The 18,667-nt window shown below is 68.1% G+C and carries 20 protein-coding genes; 14 read left to right on the forward strand and 6 right to left on the reverse strand.

What is annotated here, in order from left to right:
* Positions 1 to 1,048: 1,048 nt before the first annotated feature.
* Together OG892_RS23775 and hemC are read left to right on the forward strand one after the other, a co-directional pair.
* Positions 1,049 to 1,648 (forward strand): hypothetical protein, encoded by a 600-nt coding sequence (locus OG892_RS23775; RefSeq protein ID WP_328865831.1) that lies wholly within the window; start codon positions 1,049 to 1,051, stop codon positions 1,646 to 1,648.
* Between the two features lie 241 nt (positions 1,649 to 1,889).
* Positions 1,890 to 2,840, forward strand: a complete 951-nt coding sequence (hemC, locus tag OG892_RS23780; protein WP_371630236.1) for a hydroxymethylbilane synthase — start codon at positions 1,890 to 1,892, stop codon at positions 2,838 to 2,840.
* A 171-nt stretch (positions 2,841 to 3,011) separates the two neighbouring features.
* Here hemC and OG892_RS23785 read toward each other — a convergent pair whose 3' ends face one another.
* Complete coding sequence (locus OG892_RS23785) at positions 3,012 to 3,470, reverse strand: ATP-binding protein (RefSeq protein ID WP_328865829.1); 459 nt, start codon at positions 3,468 to 3,470, stop codon at positions 3,012 to 3,014.
* A 620-nt stretch (positions 3,471 to 4,090) separates the two neighbouring features.
* Between OG892_RS23785 and OG892_RS23790 the strand changes: the two genes are divergently transcribed.
* Positions 4,091 to 4,444, forward strand: coding sequence for a MerR family transcriptional regulator (locus tag OG892_RS23790; RefSeq protein WP_073732759.1), 354 nt, complete (start codon positions 4,091 to 4,093; stop codon positions 4,442 to 4,444).
* 60 nt (positions 4,445 to 4,504) lie between these two features.
* On the opposite strand, the gene OG892_RS23795 is transcribed toward OG892_RS23790, so the two are convergent.
* The 3 genes from OG892_RS23795 to OG892_RS23805 form a co-directional block, all read right to left on the reverse strand.
* Positions 4,505 to 4,888 carry a hypothetical protein gene (locus tag OG892_RS23795; RefSeq protein ID WP_371630237.1) on the reverse strand — a complete coding sequence of 128 codons (384 nt, stop codon included), beginning with the start codon at positions 4,886 to 4,888 and terminating at the stop codon, positions 4,505 to 4,507.
* A 237-nt stretch (positions 4,889 to 5,125) separates the two neighbouring features.
* Positions 5,126 to 5,326, reverse strand: coding sequence for a DUF397 domain-containing protein (locus OG892_RS23800; RefSeq protein WP_311303850.1), 201 nt, complete (start codon positions 5,324 to 5,326; stop codon positions 5,126 to 5,128).
* A 10-nt stretch (positions 5,327 to 5,336) separates the two neighbouring features.
* The gene (locus OG892_RS23805; RefSeq protein ID WP_371630238.1) at positions 5,337 to 6,185 is read right to left on the reverse strand and encodes a helix-turn-helix domain-containing protein; all 849 of its coding nucleotides are present in this window, start codon (positions 6,183 to 6,185) and stop codon (positions 5,337 to 5,339) included.
* A gap of 262 nt (positions 6,186 to 6,447) precedes the next feature.
* Here OG892_RS23805 and OG892_RS23810 point away from each other — a divergent pair, with 262 nt between their 5' ends.
* From OG892_RS23810 to OG892_RS23840, 7 genes are all read left to right on the forward strand, one after another.
* The gene (locus OG892_RS23810) at positions 6,448 to 6,918 is read left to right on the forward strand and encodes an ATP-binding protein (RefSeq protein WP_371630239.1); all 471 of its coding nucleotides are present in this window, start codon (positions 6,448 to 6,450) and stop codon (positions 6,916 to 6,918) included.
* A 174-nt stretch (positions 6,919 to 7,092) separates the two neighbouring features.
* Positions 7,093 to 7,812, forward strand: a complete 720-nt coding sequence (locus tag OG892_RS23815) for an XRE family transcriptional regulator (protein ID WP_371630240.1) — start codon at positions 7,093 to 7,095, stop codon at positions 7,810 to 7,812.
* A 13-nt stretch (positions 7,813 to 7,825) separates the two neighbouring features.
* The gene (locus OG892_RS23820) at positions 7,826 to 9,028 is read left to right on the forward strand and encodes a M20 family metallopeptidase (RefSeq protein WP_371630241.1); all 1,203 of its coding nucleotides are present in this window, start codon (positions 7,826 to 7,828) and stop codon (positions 9,026 to 9,028) included.
* A gap of 138 nt (positions 9,029 to 9,166) precedes the next feature.
* Positions 9,167 to 9,331, forward strand: a complete 165-nt coding sequence (locus OG892_RS23825) for an albusnodin family lasso peptide (RefSeq protein ID WP_371630242.1) — start codon at positions 9,167 to 9,169, stop codon at positions 9,329 to 9,331.
* A gap of 87 nt (positions 9,332 to 9,418) precedes the next feature.
* On the forward strand, positions 9,419 to 11,242 hold the full coding sequence (locus OG892_RS23830; protein ID WP_371630243.1) for an albusnodin/ikarugamycin family macrolactam cyclase: 1,824 nt from the start codon (positions 9,419 to 9,421) through the stop codon (positions 11,240 to 11,242).
* Positions 11,235 to 11,966 carry a lasso peptide biosynthesis B2 protein gene (locus OG892_RS23835; protein ID WP_371630244.1) on the forward strand — a complete coding sequence of 244 codons (732 nt, stop codon included), beginning with the start codon at positions 11,235 to 11,237 and terminating at the stop codon, positions 11,964 to 11,966. Before OG892_RS23830 ends, OG892_RS23835 begins: the two co-directional genes overlap by 8 nt.
* 4 nt (positions 11,967 to 11,970) lie before the next feature.
* Positions 11,971 to 12,528: a GNAT family N-acetyltransferase gene (locus tag OG892_RS23840; protein ID WP_371631676.1), complete on the forward strand. Its 558-nt coding sequence runs from the start codon at positions 11,971 to 11,973 to the stop codon at positions 12,526 to 12,528.
* 7 nt (positions 12,529 to 12,535) lie between these two features.
* Here OG892_RS23840 and OG892_RS23845 read toward each other — a convergent pair whose 3' ends face one another.
* Both OG892_RS23845 and OG892_RS23850 read right to left on the reverse strand, forming a co-directional pair.
* Positions 12,536 to 13,771 carry an MFS transporter gene (locus tag OG892_RS23845; protein ID WP_371630245.1) on the reverse strand — a complete coding sequence of 412 codons (1,236 nt, stop codon included), beginning with the start codon at positions 13,769 to 13,771 and terminating at the stop codon, positions 12,536 to 12,538.
* Between the two features lie 246 nt (positions 13,772 to 14,017).
* Positions 14,018 to 14,866, reverse strand: coding sequence for a C40 family peptidase (locus OG892_RS23850; RefSeq protein ID WP_073732754.1), 849 nt, complete (start codon positions 14,864 to 14,866; stop codon positions 14,018 to 14,020).
* Positions 14,867 to 15,686: 820 nt separating this feature from the next.
* Between OG892_RS23850 and OG892_RS23855 the strand changes: the two genes are divergently transcribed.
* The 4 genes from OG892_RS23855 to OG892_RS23870 are packed head-to-tail and all read left to right on the forward strand — an operon-like array spanning position 15,687 to position 18,651.
* On the forward strand, positions 15,687 to 16,046 hold the full coding sequence (locus tag OG892_RS23855) for an NADH-quinone oxidoreductase subunit A (protein ID WP_024491741.1): 360 nt from the start codon (positions 15,687 to 15,689) through the stop codon (positions 16,044 to 16,046).
* Between the two features lie 18 nt (positions 16,047 to 16,064).
* On the forward strand, positions 16,065 to 16,619 hold the full coding sequence (locus tag OG892_RS23860) for an NADH-quinone oxidoreductase subunit B family protein (RefSeq protein WP_024491742.1): 555 nt from the start codon (positions 16,065 to 16,067) through the stop codon (positions 16,617 to 16,619).
* Positions 16,616 to 17,329, forward strand: coding sequence for an NADH-quinone oxidoreductase subunit C (locus OG892_RS23865; protein WP_073732753.1), 714 nt, complete (start codon positions 16,616 to 16,618; stop codon positions 17,327 to 17,329). Before OG892_RS23860 ends, OG892_RS23865 begins: the two co-directional genes overlap by 4 nt.
* Positions 17,329 to 18,651 carry an NADH-quinone oxidoreductase subunit D gene (locus tag OG892_RS23870; protein WP_073732752.1) on the forward strand — a complete coding sequence of 441 codons (1,323 nt, stop codon included), beginning with the start codon at positions 17,329 to 17,331 and terminating at the stop codon, positions 18,649 to 18,651. The genes OG892_RS23865 and OG892_RS23870 overlap by 1 nt, the downstream gene beginning before the upstream one ends.
* Positions 18,652 to 18,667: the final 16 nt, after the last annotated feature.

Genomic DNA, 18,667 nt, shown 5'->3' on the forward strand with positions numbered 1-18,667 from the left:
ATCTGCCCAGTGAGCAAGGTGTCCAGGGCCAAGGCCTACGTCCATGTGGAGCATGGGGAAAAGGTCAGCTCGAGGACGTTGTGGAGCGCCGAAGGGGCAAATTCCAAAAAGGTGGAACAAGGTCTTTTTACCGTAGGATCACCAGATGGCTTCCGTCGCGAAGAGAGACCGCTCATGAATAAGCTCCCCGGAGGGTTCTATGTAAATGTGAAGGAAGTCAAGCGGGACGGGTATCGTGAATCCTCCAGAGGAGACTGGATAGATCAGTCAGTCCGTCCTTCGTCCCCGTTGAAGCCTGGCGAATACGTGACCTCGGGCGGCAAGATCGTCAGCCGAAAATGGGTGAACGATCAGATGAGGTGCGACGAGGCGTCCTGAGTCCGGCGCAAAGGACTCCCACGGTGCCGGGCAGGATATAACGCCAGCCCGGCGCCGCAGTCGTGCTTCCCGTAACGGTCGCTGTCGACCCCTGTACCACCAGCCGACTGGAACACTTAGTGTCCTGAGTCGGTAGTTCGCTTGAGTTTATAGGGTGGGGCGATGTCTGGCGGACCGGCCACGCTCGGGGCGCAGCGGAGGATCGCGGACGAATAGGTCGAAGCCCTGGTCGCCAGGACGCTTGGCCAAACACTACCGACCGGTGATTCGCACTGGTCGATGCGTTCGATGGCCGAGGCGGAGAGCATGTCACAGTCGGCCGTCTCACGGATCTGGCGGGCGTTCGGCCTCAAGCCCCACATCGTGGAGACCTGAGCCAGCTGTGGTGCCTGGTCGAGGATGCTGCCCACTTTCCAAAATCGGTACCCGCTACTACACGCACAACGCGGAACAACTCCCTTTCGGACGGCTCAGATCCCTGCAGTCAACAGCCTTCGCGCAGGAGTGGGAAAATGGATCTGACACCGGACAAGCCAGTCCTGGTTCGATCGCCGTTGCCAGGCGTGCAGCGCAAACCCGAGCAGCTATAAGGTGCACCACTACAACGCCGTTCAAGTTGCCGCTGACAGGGATCAAGCACCGATCAGGGGCCGTCGCGGGAGGGGCCGTCATGAGGGAGTTGCGAGGCAGCTACAGGGTGCACTTCGGGCTGGCGTTGGTGCTCTGCGGGATCGACCTGCTTTGTATGGCCTCGACTTGGCTACCCGGTGAATACATTGTGCCCAAGTGGCTCGTAGTGGGCTTGTTCCTTTCGTCTTTCCCGGTCTTCGCCGTTGCCCTCGCCCGTACCTTCACCAGCGGAGCCTCGTCCCAGTTGATGGGGCGACGAAATGCCGACCGGTTGATTAGCTATGTTCTGCTGCTGCCGCCCACCCTCAAGCTCGCGTACGCGTTCATCATCTGCCTGGCCGTGCTTGGCTTTGCAACCGGTGCCGGAACGGCTGAGGACGTACACGCAGACGCGTCAGGCTATTACTACACCTACTGGGACAAGACCGATAATCCACAGCACAGTGCCAGGGCCGAGCTCACCGAGTCCGAGTACTACGAGGCGCTGAAGAGCCAACTCCGGATTTTCTGCGCCGGCCCGGCTATTTTCCAGGCGTTTGGCAGCTTCTTCGTCCTCGCCTCCGCGTCAGCGGCCGCCGGTCGCACCCTGACGGCTCCGGAGCGTTCGGACGGTCCTGCGGAGGGATCCCGGTGGCCTTGACGGCCGGAGGCGCTCTCGTGGGTGAGGTGAATGCGTTGACGGTGGCTGTCGGGGCACACCCGCTGGCCGATTCGGGGCCGCCACCCCGCACTCTTCGCACGCCACGGGCGACCGTGCCGGATGGCCCCACCGCCCGCCGACCACGTTCCGTACAGCTCTGCCCGATGCCCTCAACCCGCTTGCCGCATCGCTGAGATGGACCCCAGGGCCTGACGCCCCCCGCCCCGGACCGAGGTCTATCGTGGGCGCTGTGCCCGCCTCTGAACTGAATCTGATCCGCATCGTTTCCCGCGATTCGCCCATGGCCCTCGCCCAGGTGGAGCGCGTCCGCGCGCTGCTGGCCGCCCGCTACCCGGACACCGTCACCGAGGTCGTCCCGGTCAGGACGACCGGCGACAAGTGGATGGGCGACCTCGCGGCGGTCGAGGGGAAGGGTGCGTTCACGAAGGAGGTCGACCAGGCGCTCCTCGCGGGCGAGGCGGATCTCGCGGTGCACTGCGTGAAGGACATCCCCGCCGACCGGCCGCTGCCCGCCGGTACCACCTTCGCCGCGTTCCTCGCCCGCGACGACATCCGGGACGCGCTCATCCACCCGGAGGGCCTCCGCCTCGACGAGCTCCCGGCCGGCGCCCGCGTCGGCACCTCGTCGGTCCGGCGCGTCGCCCAGCTGGCCGCCTCGCATCCCCACCTGGACTGCGTGCCGATGCGGGGCAACGCCAACCGCCGCCTGGAGAAGCTCGCCGCCGGGGAGGCCGATGCGCTGCTGCTGGCTCTCTCCGGGCTCGAACGCATCGGCCGTACCGACGTGATCACCGAGGTGCTGTCGCCCGAGCTGATGTGCCCGCCGATCGGCGCGGGAGTCCTCGCTCTGCAGTGCCGCGAGGACGACACCGCGTTGATCGACGTGATCAGCGAGCTGGGTGATGCGGTCACCCACCGCGAGACGACCGCCGAGCGGATGCTTCTGCACGTCCTGCAAGGCCACTGCAACAGCCCGATCGCCGGATACGCCCAGGTCGAAGGCAGCGGCGAACTCTCGCTCCGAGCGAAGGTGTTCACCCCTGACGGCAAGACCGTCCTCAACGCCCACGAGTGGGCGGGGCCCCTCGACCCGGCCACCCTCGGCACGTCCGTCGCCGTCAGCCTGCTGCGTCAGGGTGCGCGTGAGCTGATCGACGGCATCGCGCACTGAGTGGTGGCGCCGAGGGCGTGAGCGTCAGGTGGAACAGGGGGCTTACGTGCCACTCGATTTGGCGCCCCCTGCGGGGCAGCAGCGTGAACCCCCGCAGGGCTCGTCCCCGTACGTGGCTCGCGTCGGTCTTCCTCGGCGCCGTCGCGTCGGCCGGATGGCAGTGGCCACGCATCACCAGGACAGCTGGGCGGTGCCGACGCCGTCCTCCTCGGTGTGGCGTCGGTTCAGGCGGGCGTAGATGGTTTTGCCCTGACCAGGGCCGGGGGCAGTGGTCACGGAGTCGGTGAGACGGCGGATCATGTGCCAGCCGAAGCCGCCCGTGCCATCGCTCAGGTCCGGGTCGCGTTCACACGGTGGTGAGGCGCTGGGGTCGCTGACCGCCACGTGCACCGACTCGGCGGTGGCGTCGAGTCGGAGGGTGTAGCTGCCGCCCCCGTGGCGCAACGCGTTGGTGGCGAGTTCGGACACCACCAGGATGAGAGTCTCCGCCGCTTCGGCTTCCAGCGCCGGGTCAAGACCGCGCGCGAAGGTGCGGGTGGCGTCGCGGGCGCGAGCCACGCCGGACAGGCTGTCGTCCTCGATGACCAGGGCTGCGGGCACTGCCGCGCCGGTCGTCGCTGTGCCGTTCATACGCGATCACCCCACTGCGTCGGTTTTACCGCTAAGAGGTGCCCGTGCCCGGCCCATCGGACTTCACACTCACAGTGGAGCAATTTCCCTCACATGGGCACAGCAAGAAGATGCAGACTGCGCAACGAAGAAAAACTGTCATGGCGGGAGTAGACATCTGGGTTGTGCCGTGAGTAGTGTTTTCCTCGTAACCAGGACGGCAAAGACGGCACGGCAGACACGAACTGCCGTGTGCAGGACCGCAACAGGGTGCGGAACGGCGGTGGAGTGGCGGAGCCGGAAGCGGTGGGCTCCCTCGCTGGCAGCCGGGCCGAGCGGCCCCAGGGGTCGCGAGCAGCACCCGCAGTATCCGCAGGAACGACCGATGTTCGTACGAGGTAAGGAGCCGACGCCATCAGGATCGCCCGGGTGAGAAGAAGCGCCGCTCGGGTACCGCAGACCCCGGAACGGAAGGTGGTCCCCGGTCACGCATATGCGATCTCCGCACCTCTGCCCTCCCAGGCGGACAAGCGGAACAAGAAAGCCGGCGCAGTCAGCCGGTAGATGGTGTTGAAAGCTCGGGGCCCGGGTGCCGCAAGGCGTTCGGGCCCCTCGACCATGTCCCCGAAAGATGAGGTGCTATGCCCCCTCGCAGTCCCCGTCCCACCGACATCCTCGACGATGACGACTACCCCGCCTACACCATGGGCCGAGCCGCAGAGATGCTCGGCGCCACCCCCGCCTTCCTCCGTAGCCTCGGCGAGAACCGGCTGATCATCCCCCTGCGGTCGGACGGCGGCCACCGCCGGTACTCCCGCTACCAGCTGCGCATCGCCGCCCGGGCCCGTGAACTCGTCGACCAGGGCACGAAGATCGAAGACGCCTGCCGCATCGTGATCCTCGAAGACCAGCTCGAAGAAGCCCGGCGCATCAACGCCGAATACCGCCGCGCGACCGAACAGGGAAATCCGCAGGCAACGGAAGCTTCCCGCTGACGCGTGCCGCGGAAGGGCTTTGAAGTGGGGAGCTCTCCCGCGAGCCTGGCTGACCCCGAATCAGTGGGCCCTCGGCGGAGGCGTCGGGGGCGTGAGCGTCAGGTGGAGCAGGGGGCGTACGTGCCACTCGATGTGGCGCCCCTCGCGGAGCAGCAGCGTGAACCCGCACGGCTCGCCGCGGTGCAGCGCCCCGAGCGCTTGTACCCAGCCGCCCTGGTCCGCCCAGTAGAGCGCCCGCGCCGCCTCGCGCGGGTTCAGCCCCAGTACGTGGCTCGCGCGGAGCTGGACGCGGATGACACGGATCGCCTCGCGGGGGCCGGGCAGGACGCGCAGGTCGACCGGTTCCGGGACGAAGTTGGTGGCGGGGGAGTACCGGAGCACCTCGAACCGGAAGCCGCGCTCGACGCGGGCCTCTGCGGGGGCGGCTTGGGGTGACGTACGCATGGTCGACCGTCCGATCACAGCGTGTGGGTGTGCGTGGCCATCAACGGGTCCGAATGCAGGGGGAGTTGCGGCGTCACCGGGTGCGGTTGAGTGGCACGCCCAGCCGGGGTGGCGACGTACGGTGACCGTAGCGTCACCGATACGCGGGGCGCAACAGTGGGACGTCCCAAAGTTGTGCCGGGCCACGTGAAGCGCCCTCCGCCTGTCGTTCAGGCGGAGGGCGCTCGGCCGAGTTGGTCAGATCAGGTGGTCGAACTCGCCGGCCTTGACGCCCAGGACGAAGGCGCGGAGCTTGGCGACGCTCGTCGTGACGACCAGGTCGGGGTCATCGCTCTCGCGCATCTTGATCGCGCCGTCCACGGGCGCCAGCTCGATGCAGCTCTGGTTGTCGTCCGGTCCCGAGAATGAGGATTTCTGCCAGTTGATTGCCTCTGTCATGCCCGTTGGCTCACATTTCCTTTGCGCCGCGTTGGATGAATTGGTCTGATTCTTTCGGGCCGAGGGCGATCGACTCGACGGATTCGAGCAGTGCGCGGTACTTGGCGACTTGGGCCTCGGCGTCCAGGAAGCCCGAGTTGAACGAGCTGTCGATCTGGACTGTGTCGAGTGCCGGAATAGTGGCTCCGGCATACAGCACCGAGTGCACCGAACTGGTGATCTGCGCGGAGAACGGGATGATGCGGACGGTCACGGATGGCCAAGTGGAAACCGTGCGCAGAAACTCCAGCTGCTCGCGCATCGTGTCGGCGTCGCAGTACCGCATGCGAAGTGCGGCCTCGTGGATGAACGCTTCGAACGGGGTGGGCTGGGGGCGGTCGAAGATCTCGCGTCGCCTGGTGCGGTGCTCAACGCGCGTGTTCAGTTCCGAGGCCGGGAGATCGGCAAGACCGCCCTGAATGAGTGCTCTCGCGTATGCCTCCGTCTGGAACACGCCGGGTACATAGAGCATCTGAATAGTGCGGATGTATATGGCGTGATGCTCCAGCTCGGCCAGGTCCAGGAATCCGGGTGAAAGTATGCCCCGGTACTCCTCCCACCAGCCCTTGGTGCGCTCCTCGGCCATACTCGCGAGTGCGTCCACCAGATGTTTCGTACCGGCCGAGTAATGAGCGGCGAGGCGACGGACGCGCTGGTCGCTCACGCCGTAGCGACCGGATTCGATGTGGCTGATCTGCGCGCGTTCGCCGCCCAGGAACGCGGCGGCCTCGCTCCCGGACATTCCGGCGCGCTCGCGCAGCTTGCGAAGCTCCGCGCCCAATCGCTTCTGCCTGGCGGTCGGGTAGCTCCTTGGTGGCATCGGCCCTCCCCTTCGTGCGGATAAGAGTGTGCCGCGCCACTGTGCCGCTGGTCCACTCGTATGGGTGTTACGACCGTCCCACTGTTGCGCCGTCCCAATGTTGCGCCCTAATGTCCTGGCGTATCGACCGGAAACGGTTCGGCGCTCCGAAGTGCAGCCACCCGTAGGCGAGTTCACCTTGCCCGGGATGCGGCCGATGCCACGGTTCACCGGAACGGTCCGGCGACGTACCGGAGACCCGCACCCGTAGGGAGACCGCGCCATGACCCCCGTAACCGTTCCGCCCCCGCCCGCCCCGTACCTCCCGCAGCGCGGCGAGCGATACCGGCTCGTCGCGCCGAACAGCCCCACCGCACCCCGGGTCGCGCGGGACTTCGTGGGCACGCTGCTGCGGGCCACCGAGCACCCAAGGCTGGTCGACGACGCCCGGTTGTGCGTGAGCGAGGTGGTGTCCAACGCGCACTGCCATACGCGGTCCGCCCGCATCCGGGTCGATGTGACGGTGAACCGGCGTCAGGTCATGGTCTACGTGACCGACGGCGAGCCCGGCCGGCTGCCGAGGCCGGGCGCCGCGCCGCACGCGGAGAGCGGGCGCGGGCTCGTCATCGTGGAGAGCCTGACGGACCGGTGGGGGACCACGACGCGCGGCGGGCGGGTACGGAACGCCAAGACGGTCTGGTTCGTCCTCGTTGAACCGGCTGGGGCCCCGGGGCCATCGCGATTCGCTGGCTGAGACCGGACCGGTCAGAGCAGATGCAAGCGGTTCCCGATGGGAATGTTCGCAGTGGTGGGCTAAGAACGGTATCGGCAGGGACAACCTGAAATGGCGTGGGGTGGGGCTATGACGAGTGGGGCAGCGGGAGCGAGGTCGGCGCTGCGGCGTGCCCGCTTAGCTCGCAATCTGACGTTGGAGGAGGCGGCGGAGCAGCTCAACGCGGTCACAGGCGGTGCAACCGATGCGAGTCTGCTCAGTGCCTGGGAGTCGGGCCGAAGGCGCACCGGGATCAAGAACCGGGCGGGATTGTGCGAGTTGTACGGCCAGTCGTCGGAGGTTCTCTTCACTCATCAGGACGGTCTCGGCAGCATCAGTGTTCTGGAGGCGTCGGGTACCGATGTCGTCGTCCGAGTGCTGACCAGATACACCGATCTCATCGCGGCCATGGTCGATGTGGTGGCTGGAGCGCGGGAGAGGCTCGTGGTGACGGGCAGTCGCAGCCGGGAGGGGGCGTATTTGGCGGCTATCGAGAGGGTGGTGGCCGAGCAGGCCGATCTGGTGCATTACCGGGTGCTCTACGGTCCGCCGCGTCATCGGGCTCTTTCCGAGCACTTGGTGCGGTTGTTGGAGCTGCGTGATCCGTTGGAGCGCCGTAACGGAGTCAAGACGCTGCATATCGGTCTGGTGGAGCCGCTGTCGGCGATGGAACGCTTTTTCGTGGCCTCCGAGAGCGAGGCCGTAGTGCCGCTGCCGAGCTTCCATGGTGCTGAAGGCTTCGACTGCGGGGTCCTGCTGGGCCGCGAGGCGGCGGTGGGGTTGGTCCAGCATGCCCGAGAGGCCTGCGCGTCTGCCCGGCTGGTGGAGACGATGGAGGCTGTGCGAGCACTGCCTTTGCGGCAGGCCGAATGCTGAGGCGAGGAGAAGTATGAGGAACAACTTGGTCGCCGAAGCTGCTGAACAGGCTTCTTCGGTCGTCGACTTGGCCCAGGAGTTGATTCGGCGGCCGAGCCGTGGCGGCATCGACGATTACGCTCCCGTCCTGGCCGTTCTGGAGTCCTGGCTGACGGGGCGTTCGCTGCCGCACCGGCGCCTGCACGACGAGCACGGTCAGCTCGTCGGCCTGCTCGTGGAGATCGCCGGTGGCCGGTCCGGCCGGTGGTGGGCCCTGGACGCCTGCGTCGACACCGCGCCGTTCGGAGATGAGGGCGCGTGGTCGTTCCCGCCCACGATCGGTGACGTAGCCGGCCAGTGGTTGAGGGGCAGAGGGGCGGCCGACTCGAAGCTGGCTGCCTCCGCGTTCTGTCACATCGCCGCCGACCTGCATCGCGATGCCAGCAGGTTGAAGGGGGGCCTGGCGGTGCTGCTCGATGTCGATGAGCACACGGGTGGCTTCGGCGGTGCTCGCGCTTACCTCGCCGATCCCAGCGCTGAGCGCCCGGCCGGGGTGATGATCGGCTACCCCGGCTTGGACGAGGTCGTCGTCGGCGGGCGCGGGCTATGGCGGGCGGTGATCGCAGTGCACGCCCCCGCCGGGCACTCCGGGTCCAGACGCCTGGTGGTCAGTGCGATCTCTCGCGCCGCCCGCCTGGTTCAGCTGCTGGAGGAGGCAGACCTACCGGCCGCCCCGGGCGACGGGTCGGGTTTTCCGTTGTCGGCCAAGCTGAGCGTGACCGCTATCCGGGGTGGTGAGGGCTTCTCCGTCACCGCGGACCGGTGTGAGCTGAACGTGGACGTGCGTACGACTCCCGGTTTCGATGCCGAGGCCGCTGAGACGCTGGTCCGCAAGGCCGCCGCCGGACTTGATGCCGAGTTCCCCGGGCCGGCGCCCACTGTGGTGACGCCGGTGGCCTGCTGGCCTCCCTTCCAGCTGCAGCCCGACGAGCAGCCCGTTGCCGCGTTGATGGCTGCGGCGAACGTGATGGGGCTGGCGGTGCGGGCGAAGGTCGCCGGCCCCTCGAACATTGGCAACCTGCTGGCCGGGCATGGTGACGGGATCCCGGCCACCGCCGGTTTCGGCGTGCCCTACGAGGGCCTGCACGGCATCGACGAACGAGCCAGCCTTGCCGAACTGCCCCAGGTGTACGCGGTCTACCGCCAAGCCGTCCTCGATCTCCTGGGTGCCCCCTGAGCTGCCTGGACACCAGCAGAGTTCCAGTTCGGTCCCACCCTTGAGTTCTACGAAGTCCCCAACTGCAGATCTGTCGGCCCGTGCAGGCGGGCGGTGTCATAGAAGTAGTCCAGCAGCCGCCCAGGCGCCAGTGCCCAGGTGGCAGAGACACCTGCCGAGAAGGGGAATCCGATGGACGGACTGTTCAGCACCGACCTGGCCACAGCCGAGGAACCGCTGGTCGTGGAGATCGGCGACGCCGCGACCTTGACCGAGGGACAGGGCCAGGGCAGCAGCGAGGACAAGCGTCGCGCATACAACTGATGCGCCATGCGGGGGTGGTGAGCCCGGTCGCGGGCGGCGCCACCCCCTGTTCCCGTCCTTGTCTGTCCGCTTCGCCCGGAGGATGCCGTGATCTTCGGAGGATTCAGCACACCGATTGGCACCGGCCCGCTGCCGACCGGGTCCCAGCCCGTATCCGCCGGCGTGAGGACCTGGTGCGTACAGGGTCTCGGTGTCTCCGCCCGCGTGGTCGGCGCCACGACAGGGCGCCGGCGCATCATCGTCCTCGGCCTTTGCGGCGCCTCGCGCGCAGACCTGGACGGCCTCCTCGACCATCCCCTTCCCGACGACGTGGCCTGGCGTTGGCCCGGGGCCTACGCGGTCGTCGAAGAACGTGAGGACGCCGTCCTGATCCACACCGACCCGGCCTCGGCGTATCCCGTATACGCCATTCGTTTTCACGAGGGCTGGGCGTGGTGTACCTCAAGCCGCCTTCTCGCAGCATTGCAAGGAGCGGGTGTCGACCCGAGGCGGCTGGTGTCCTCGATCCTGCTGCCCTCGGTGCCCGCCCTGGCCGGGGAGCACACCTTCTTCAGTGGCGTGAAGCAGTTGCCGCCGGGCAGCCGGATCAAACTGCCGGCTGATATGCGGCCGTTCGGCTGCACCGTGACCTGGCATCCGGCTCCGGTGTCCGGGCTGCCCGCACCGCATCGGCTGCGTGAGGTCCTGGCTGCCGCCGTGTCGCTGCGCGTAACGGCCGACCCGGATCTGTCCTGCGATCTGTCCGGCGGTCTCGATTCCACCTCGATCGCCGTCCTGGCCGCGCAGGCCCTGCCGGTCGGCAAGCAGCTTCCTGCTGTCACAATCCATCCGGACGGCGACCTTGAGGGTGCCGATCTGCGCTATGCGCGTCTGACCGCCGTGGCCAACGAGGACCGTATGGTTCACTTCCAACTGCCGCTGGGGACCGAGCATCTTCCCTACACCGCGATCACTGCGGTGCCGGCCACCGACGAGCCGGTGCCGTCCACTCTGACCAGGGCCCGGCTCATCGGCCAGATGCGGTGGATGCGTACGCATCTGGGCGCGCGTACGCACCTGACCGGTGACGGCGGCGACAGCGTCCTGTTCCAGCCGCCGCTCCACCTTGCCGACCTGATCCGTCACCGCCGATGGCGGCAGGCGGCCGGCGAGGCCTTCGGCTGGGCGCGGCTGAGGCACGACACTCCGCTCTCGCTGTTGCGTGACGCCCACCGGGCGGCCTGTCTCACCCGGCATGAAGCCCTGCGGCAGCTAGCCCAGGATGTTGGATCACCTGACCGGCACGACCAAGGTCAAGCGTGCTGGTTCCCGCTCGTCCCGTTTCCCTCCTGGGCCACCTCAGCCGCGCGGAATCTCCTGGCTGACGCAGCCGACGAGGCGGCCCGAGCGGAGGACCTGCTGCCGGGACTGGACAGCTCCATCCGCGCCCTGGCGGACGAGGTCCGTGAGATCGCTCGTAGTGCTACCGCCGACGCTGCCCTGGCCGCATCCTGCGGCGTCAGTCTGCATAACCCCTTCCTCGACCCACAGGTGGTGACCGCGATGCTGACGGTGCCGCTGGAACAGCGTCCCGCCATCCATTCCTACAAGCCGGTACTTCGCGCCGCGATGACGGGCCTGCTCCCCGACACGGTTGCGGCGCGCGACACCAAGGGCACCTTCGAAGCCGACCATTTCACCGGGATGCGCGCCAACCTCCCTGATCTCCTGGACCTGGCGGACGGCCACCTCGCCGAGCTCGGCCTCATCGACCCAGGCCGCTTCCGCACCAAACTCCGAGAGGCCGCCGCCGGCATCCCGGCACCGCTGGCATCGATCGAGCAGGCACTGACTGCCGAGGCATGGCTCCGCGCACACCACCGGACCCCCCTCTCCGCCTGGGACCACTCCGTCAAGGCGCACCATGACTGACATCCCGCTGTTCGCCGCAGCCCGCAGCACAGCCCGGTCCGTCGACTTCGGGCACGTCATGGTCCTCATCGACTACTGCGACGGACGGGTTCGGTGCCTGCTGCCCTCCGCCGCAGCCCACTGGGCAAACGCCGCGCGGACCGGACGGCTCGACACGATGCCCGTGGCCCTGGCCCGTGCCTTGATCACCGGTGGACTGCTGACTCCCGCCATGGTTCCTGTGCCCTGGAGGAAGGTGGTGGCGGCCAGTACGCCCAGAGCGAGCTGGGGCGGCATCGAGCACCAGGCCGGTCTGCAGCGCCCACAGCGCACCTCGCTGCCCGCAACACTTGCGGCAGGTGCTGCCCTGGCTCTCGTGTTCGCGGTCAAGCATGCCGGAGCGGCCGGCAAGGCCATGCTCCGTATCGTCCGGCTCGTCGCCGTCGTGGCGTCAACCTCTCGCCGGCCCGCCACACCCTCAGCAGCCCTCGCCGCAGTCCACGCGGTCAGGGCAGCGGCATGGTGGTCACCGGGGCGAACGGCCTGCCTGGAGGAGTCCGCTGCCGTCGTGGTGCTGCTGGCGGCACGCCGTCTCCAGGTCACCTGGTGCCACGGCGTCGCCGCTGACCCGGTCCGGCTGCACGCCTGGGTGCAGACTGTTGACGAACGCCCCGTTGCCGAACCGCCGTCCACCCGGGCATACACACCCGTCCTCACCCTCGGAGCCCGCCATCAGCGCCCCTGAGCCGATCCTGTGGATCACCACCGAGACCTGCGCCCTCGGCCCCTACCGGCCCGACCTCGTGGAGACCTACTGGCGCTGGGAGCAGGACCCCGGACTCCTGGTCGGCTACGGACGCCAAAGCCCCCAGTCCCTACAAGCGCGGACCGAGGGCATGGCCGCCCAGCTCAGCGGCAGCAACATCCGCTTCACCGTCTACGACACCGCCAAGGAGACCCCTATCCCGGTCGGCGTCACCACCCTGCTGCCGGACGACTCCGTGCGCACCGCCGAGTACATCGTCATGCTCGGCCCTGAGGCACGCGGCCGTGGCCTGGGCAGCCAGGCCACCAGACTGACCCTCGACTACGCCTTTCACATCACCAACCTGCGCATGGTCTGGCTCAAAGTCCTCGCCCCCAACGCCGCCGGCATTCACGCTTACGAACGAGCCGGATTCAAGCGCGCCGGCACCCTGAGACAGGCCGGGTACTGGCTCGGTGAAGTGTGCGACGAGGTACTCATGGACGCACTCGCCACCGACTTCACCGGCCCATCAGCGATCAAGAACCTGCTACGCGGATAGGCCAAGGTCATAGAGCCCGTGCCCGGAAGCGGCGGCCCTCGGCCGTGCCGGGGAGTTCGTCCTGGGGGGCCGCCGCCGTTACGGCCACCACCAGCCCCGCCACCCCCGCCCCGCACCACATGACCGCCCGGAGCGAGGTGTGGTCGACGATCGCGCCGCCGGTGAGCGCGCCGGCGGCCAGCGTTGCCTGGAAGGACGCGGTGAACAGGACCGTGGCGGCCTCGGGTGCCTGTGGAGCCGCTCGGGCGAACCAGGTCTGGGAGCAGACCGGGACCGCGCCGTAGCCGAGTCCCCAGATGACGAGCAGGGCGAGGGCGCCCGCGTCGGTGCGGCCCAGGACGGGCAGCAGGGCGGTCGCGGCGGCGATCGTGGCGGCGGCCGTTCCGAAGGCGAGGCGGGGCGCGCGCGTGACCAGTGCGCCGCCGATGAAGTTGCCGGCCACCCCGGCGGCGCCGTGGATCAGCAAGTACCCGGTGATCTGGCCCGGATCGGTGCCGGTGACCTGCCGGAGAAAGGAGGTTACGTAGGTGTACGTGGCGAAATGTGCGATGACGATGAGGAACGTCATCAGCAGCGCGTACCGGGTGCCCGTGCCGCGCAGCAGGGCGCGGAGCACCGAGGGGCGGGTGACCGCGGCCGGGGGCAGGGCGGTGAGCGTCAGGAGCAGCAGGGCCAGTGCGCAGGTGCTCAGCAGCCCCATCGCCACGAACGCCGCGCGCCAGCCCGCCAGATCACCGATGAACGTGCCGGCGGGGACGCCGAGGACCGAACCGAGGGGTACGGCCGCGAAGACGACCGCCGTTGCCCGCCCGGCCGACGCGGGGCGGACCAGCCGGCCCGCCAGCCCGACGCCGATCGACCAGAAGCCGCCGATGGTGATGCCGACGAGCACCCGGGCGACCAGCACCAGCCAGTAGGCCGTCGCGGCGGCGGTGAGGAAGTCGGCCGCCGCGAGCAGCAGGACCAGGGCGCAGAGCATCAGCCTGCGGTCGACGCGGGCCGTCGCGAGGGTCACCGTAGGGGCGGCGACGGCGGCGAGGAGGCCGGGCATCGTCATCATCAGGCCCGCCGCGCCGTCCGGGACGCCGAACTCGGCCCCGATCGGGGTGAGGAGGCCGATCGGGAGGATCTCGGTGGTGACGATGGCGAAGAGGGCCAGCGTCACGGCGGACACGGCCCACCAGCCGCGTAAAGACGTGTGGCGGGGGGTGCTGCTGGTGGGGGTGGTGAGTTCGGTGGGCACGACGGGGCCGTCCTGTGCTCGGTGGAGCGGGGCTGTTCGCTCCAGTTCACAAGCGCACGCGGCCGGAGTCCGGCAGGTTCGCGACGTCAACGGTGACCGCCGGGGGTGATGTCGGGTTCCCGCCGGAGCCGGCGCCCGGAAACGCCGAATGGCCGTGCTCCCGAGCGGGGGAGCGACGGCCATCCGATGTGCGCCGAGGCGCTTGTGAATCCGTGAACTCAGGTGACCTGACTCAGGTGACGTGAATCAGAGGACGCGGACCGCGCCCGACGGCGGGTCGTAGTCCAGGGACTTCTGCACCACGCCGGTCGAGGAGTTCTGCGCGCCGACGAACTGGCCGCCGCCCACGTAGACCCCGACGTGGTACGCGCTGCCCGCGCCGCCCCAGTACAGGATGTCGCCCGGCTGGAGGTTGCCGAGCCCGACCTGGGTGCCCGCGGTCGACTGGCTCTGCGAGACGCGCGGCAGGTCGACGCCCACCGTGCGGAACGCGGCCTGGACGAGGCCGGAGCAGTCCCACGAGTTGGGGCCGGTGCCGCCGGAGACGTACGCGTCGCCCACCTGCATCTGCACGAACGAGACGACCGAGGCCGCGGAGCCCGATGCGGAGGAGGAGGCCGGCGCGGAGGCGGTCGACACCGAGGAGCCGGACGAGGAGGAGCCGGAGGGGGCGCTGAGCGTCGTGCGCTCGGCGGAGCGGGAGGCGCGCTCGGCGGCCTCCGCCTTGGCCTCTGCCTTGGCCTTCGCGGCGGCCTCGGCCTTCTTCTTGGCCTCTGCCTTGCGGACGGCCTCTGCCTTGGCCTTCTTGGCGGCCTTGGCGGCGGTGGCGGCTGCCGCGTCCTCGTTGGCCTGCGTCTCCAGGTCCAGAGCGACCTGCTGCGTGGCCTCCGCGGACGCCGCGACGGTGGTGGAGAGGCCGGCCGTGATGGTGGGCATCTCGATGGTCTGGGTCACCGGCTCGGCCTGGGCCGGACCGGCAGCGCCTGCGACCGCGATGGTGCTGAGGACGCCACCGGCAACTCCGGCCCGCAGCGCCGTCTTCGAGGCGCTTTGGCGGGGCTTCCGGTGGCTGGGTATGAGAGCGGTGTGGGACATGGGTACTAGCGCTATCAGGGCCCCAGGGGTCCCATCAAGAAACGTGTGTTGCGACACAGTTACGTCCGGAATCTGTGAATCCGCTTTCCCGGGGCCTTTATTGACGCCGTAACGGGCAAATCGGGCAGACGCAATCACGGCTGTGATCACGGGTTTTCGGTAATACGCCCGAATTGCCCGTCACTTACCATCCGTTCACACCGTTGGCCAAGCCCGCTTATATGACGGCGACGGTTGAGTGACGCAGGTCACAGCATGGTCTCAGCGTGACGGGCATACGAGCGCCTCGCGCGAGAGGTGTGGTGCGGGCGTCGAACTGGCCATGCGTGATGGCCCATTCGTCCGGAAGAAGATTGATGTCCGGATGCTGGCACTTCGTCCATCGCGTCTCCTCGGGTTGGGCCCCGGTCATCTCCTCGGTGCCCCCCGGCGGTCCCCACTGACCCGCCCCGCCCCCAGAGTGGGGCAGATCCCTATATCACCGCATCGCGTCCATCGCCAATTTGGCTGTAGGTGCCATCGCTTGATAGGGCAACACCTCTTTGACCAGCCATGACAGCACCGGATGTCACGTCTCGTGATCACTCGGCCGCTTCGTGTGTGAAGATCACCGCTCATCCGACTTCATGATCGTTCGTCAGGTGGTGGAGATCACAAAGGCGTTGTCGTACCCCGTGTCGCAGATCACAGGATGGCGGGCATAGGATGCGGGGCAGTCGGGCTTGTGAACTGCCTCACATGTGCACGATCTTGGTGAGGTGGCGAGCCAGATCGCCCGATGCGGTCCAACGGTCAAGGACGACTGGAAGGAGCGAGGAGCGTGAATGCCTACGCGCCCATCCTCGTGCTCGGCGCCCTCGGGGCGGGGTTTGCGATCTTCTCCGTGGTCAGCGCCACGCTTATCGGCCCCAAGCGGTACAACCGGGCAAAGCAGGAAGCGTACGAGTGCGGTATCGAACCCACCCCCACTCCAGCCGGAGGCGGCCGTTTCCCGATCAAGTACTACCTGACGGCGATGCTCTTCATCGTCTTCGACATCGAGATCGTCTTCCTCTATCCCTGGGCGGTCACCTTCGACGCCCTGGGGATCTTCGGGCTCGTCGAGATGCTGCTCTTCGTGCTCACCGTCTTCGTCGCCTACGCGTATGTGTGGCGTCGCGGCGGTCTGGAATGGGACTGAGGGGCTGAGGGGCACACCATGGGACTCGAAGAGAAGCTGCCCAGCGGCTTCGTGCTGACCACTGTCGAGCAGGCCGCCGGCTGGGTACGGAAGTCCTCCGTATTCCCGGCCACCTTCGGCCTCGCCTGCTGCGCCATCGAGATGATGACGACCGGGGCCGGTCGCTACGACCTGGCCCGGTTCGGGATGGAGGTCTTCCGCGGATCGCCGCGGCAGGCGGACCTGATGATCGTGGCGGGACGGGTCAGTCAGAAGATGGCGCCCGTCCTGCGGCAGGTCTACGACCAGATGCCGAATCCCAAGTGGGTCATCTCCATGGGGGTTTGCGCGTCATCGGGCGGGATGTTCAATAATTACGCCATTGTTCAGGGTGTTGATCATATTGTGCCGGTTGATATCTATTTGCCGGGTTGCCCGCCGCGTCCCGAGATGCTGATCGACGCGATCCTCAAGCTCCACCAGAAGATCCAGGGCTCCAAGCTCGGGGTCAACGCGGAGGAGGCCGCCCGCGAGGCGGAGGAAGCGGCGCTCAACGCACTGCCCCTGATCGAGATGAAGGGGCTGCTGCGATGAGCGACCAGGAGCCCGGCGCCAACGGCGTCCCCTCCCCGCGCGACGAGACCGGCGAGGTCATCGGCGTACGCAAGGGCATGTTCGGCGCCAACAACGGCGGCGACACCTCCGGCTACGGCGGGCTCGTCCGTACCGTCACGCTGCCGGGCGCCACCTCGCGCCCGTACGGCGGCTGGTTCGACGAGGTGGCCGACGAGCTCGAAGGCGCCCTGGAGGAACAGGGCCTCCTCCCGGACAACGCCATCGAGAAGACCGTCGTGGACCGCGACGAGCTCACCTTCCACATCGCCCGCGAGCACCTGCCCACCGTCGCGAAGACCTTGCGCGACGACCCGGCACTGCGCTTCGAGCTCTGTACGGGGGTGAGCGGCGTCCACTTCCTCGGTGACAAGGGACGCGAGCTGCACGCCGTCTACCACCTGCGCTCGCTCACCCACGGCCGGCTCATCCGGCTGGAGGTGTCCGCGCCGGACAGCGATCCGCACATCCCGTCCCTCGTCGCGGTCTACCCGACCAACGACTGGCACGAGCGCGAGACGTACGACTTCTTCGGGCTCGTCTTCGACGGGCATCCCGCCCTCACCCGGATCATGATGCCGGACGACTGGCAGGGCTTCCCGCAGCGCAAGGACTACCCGCTCGGCGGCATCGCCATCGAGTACAAGGGCGCCCAGATCCCGGCTCCGGACCAGCGGAGGTCGTACTCCTGATGACCACTCCCCACGCGACACCCCGCGCGACCACCGAGGGGACTGTATATACAGTCACCGGCGGCGACTGGGACGAGGTCGTCCAGTCGGCGGCCGCCTCGGACGACGAGCGCATCATCGTCAACATGGGCCCCCAGCACCCGTCCACCCACGGTGTGCTCCGGCTGATCCTGGAGATCGACGGCGAGACCGTCACCGAGGCCCGCTGCGGCATCGGCTACCTCCACACCGGCATCGAGAAGAACCTCGAATTCCGGAACTGGACGCAGGGCACCACCTTCGTCACGCGCATGGACTACCTCACGCCGTTCTTCAACGAGACGGCGTACTGCCTGGGGGTGGAGAAGCTCCTCGGCATCGAGGACCAGATCCCCGACCGGGCGACCGTCCTGCGCGTGCTGCTGATGGAGCTCAACCGGATCTCCTCGCACCTGGTGTGCATCGCCACCGGCGGCATGGAGCTCGGCGCCACGACGATCATGATCTACGGCTTCCGCGATCGTGAACTCGTTCTCGACCTCTTCGAGCTGATCACCGGACTGCGGATGAACCACGCGTTCGTCCGGCCCGGCGGGCTCGCCCAGGACCTGCCGCCGGGCGCGGTCGACCAGCTGCGCGAGTTCGTGAAGACCATGAAGAAGAACCTGCCGGAGTACGACAAGCTCGCCACCGGCAACCCCATCTTCAAGGCCCGTATGCAGGACGTCGGCTACCTCGACCTGACCGGCTGCATGGCGCTCGGCGCCACCGGTCCCGTCCTGCGCTCCGCCGGACTCCCGCACGACCTGCGCAAGACCGATCCCTACTGCGGGTACGAGGACTACGAGTTCGACGTCCCCACGGCCGACAGCTGCGACTCCTACGGCCGCTTCCTCATCCGCCTGGAAGAGATGCGCCAGTCGCTGCGGATCGTCGAGCAGTGCATCGACCGGCTCGCCCCCGGGCCGGTCATGGTCGCCGACAAGAAGATCGCCTGGCCCGCGCAGCTCGCGCTCGGACCGGACGGGCTCGGCAACTCGCTCGACCACATCAGGAAGATCATGGGCACCTCCATGGAGGCCCTGATCCACCACTTCAAGCTGGTGACCGAGGGCTTCCGGGTCCCCGCCGGGCAGGCGTACACCGCCGTCGAGTCGCCCAAGGGCGAACTCGGCGTGCACGTCGTCTCGGACGGCGGCACCCGCCCCTACCGGGTCCACTTCCGCGACCCGTCCTTCACCAACCTCCAGGCCATGGCGGCGATGTGCGAGGGCGGCCAGGTCGCTGACGTCATCGTCGCCGTCGCGTCCATCGACCCCGTGATGGGAGGCGTCGACCGGTGACCGAAGCACGCAGCGA

The sequence above is a fragment of the Streptomyces sp. NBC_00341 genome (genome assembly GCF_041435055.1).
Taxonomy (GTDB): domain Bacteria; phylum Actinomycetota; class Actinomycetes; order Streptomycetales; family Streptomycetaceae; genus Streptomyces.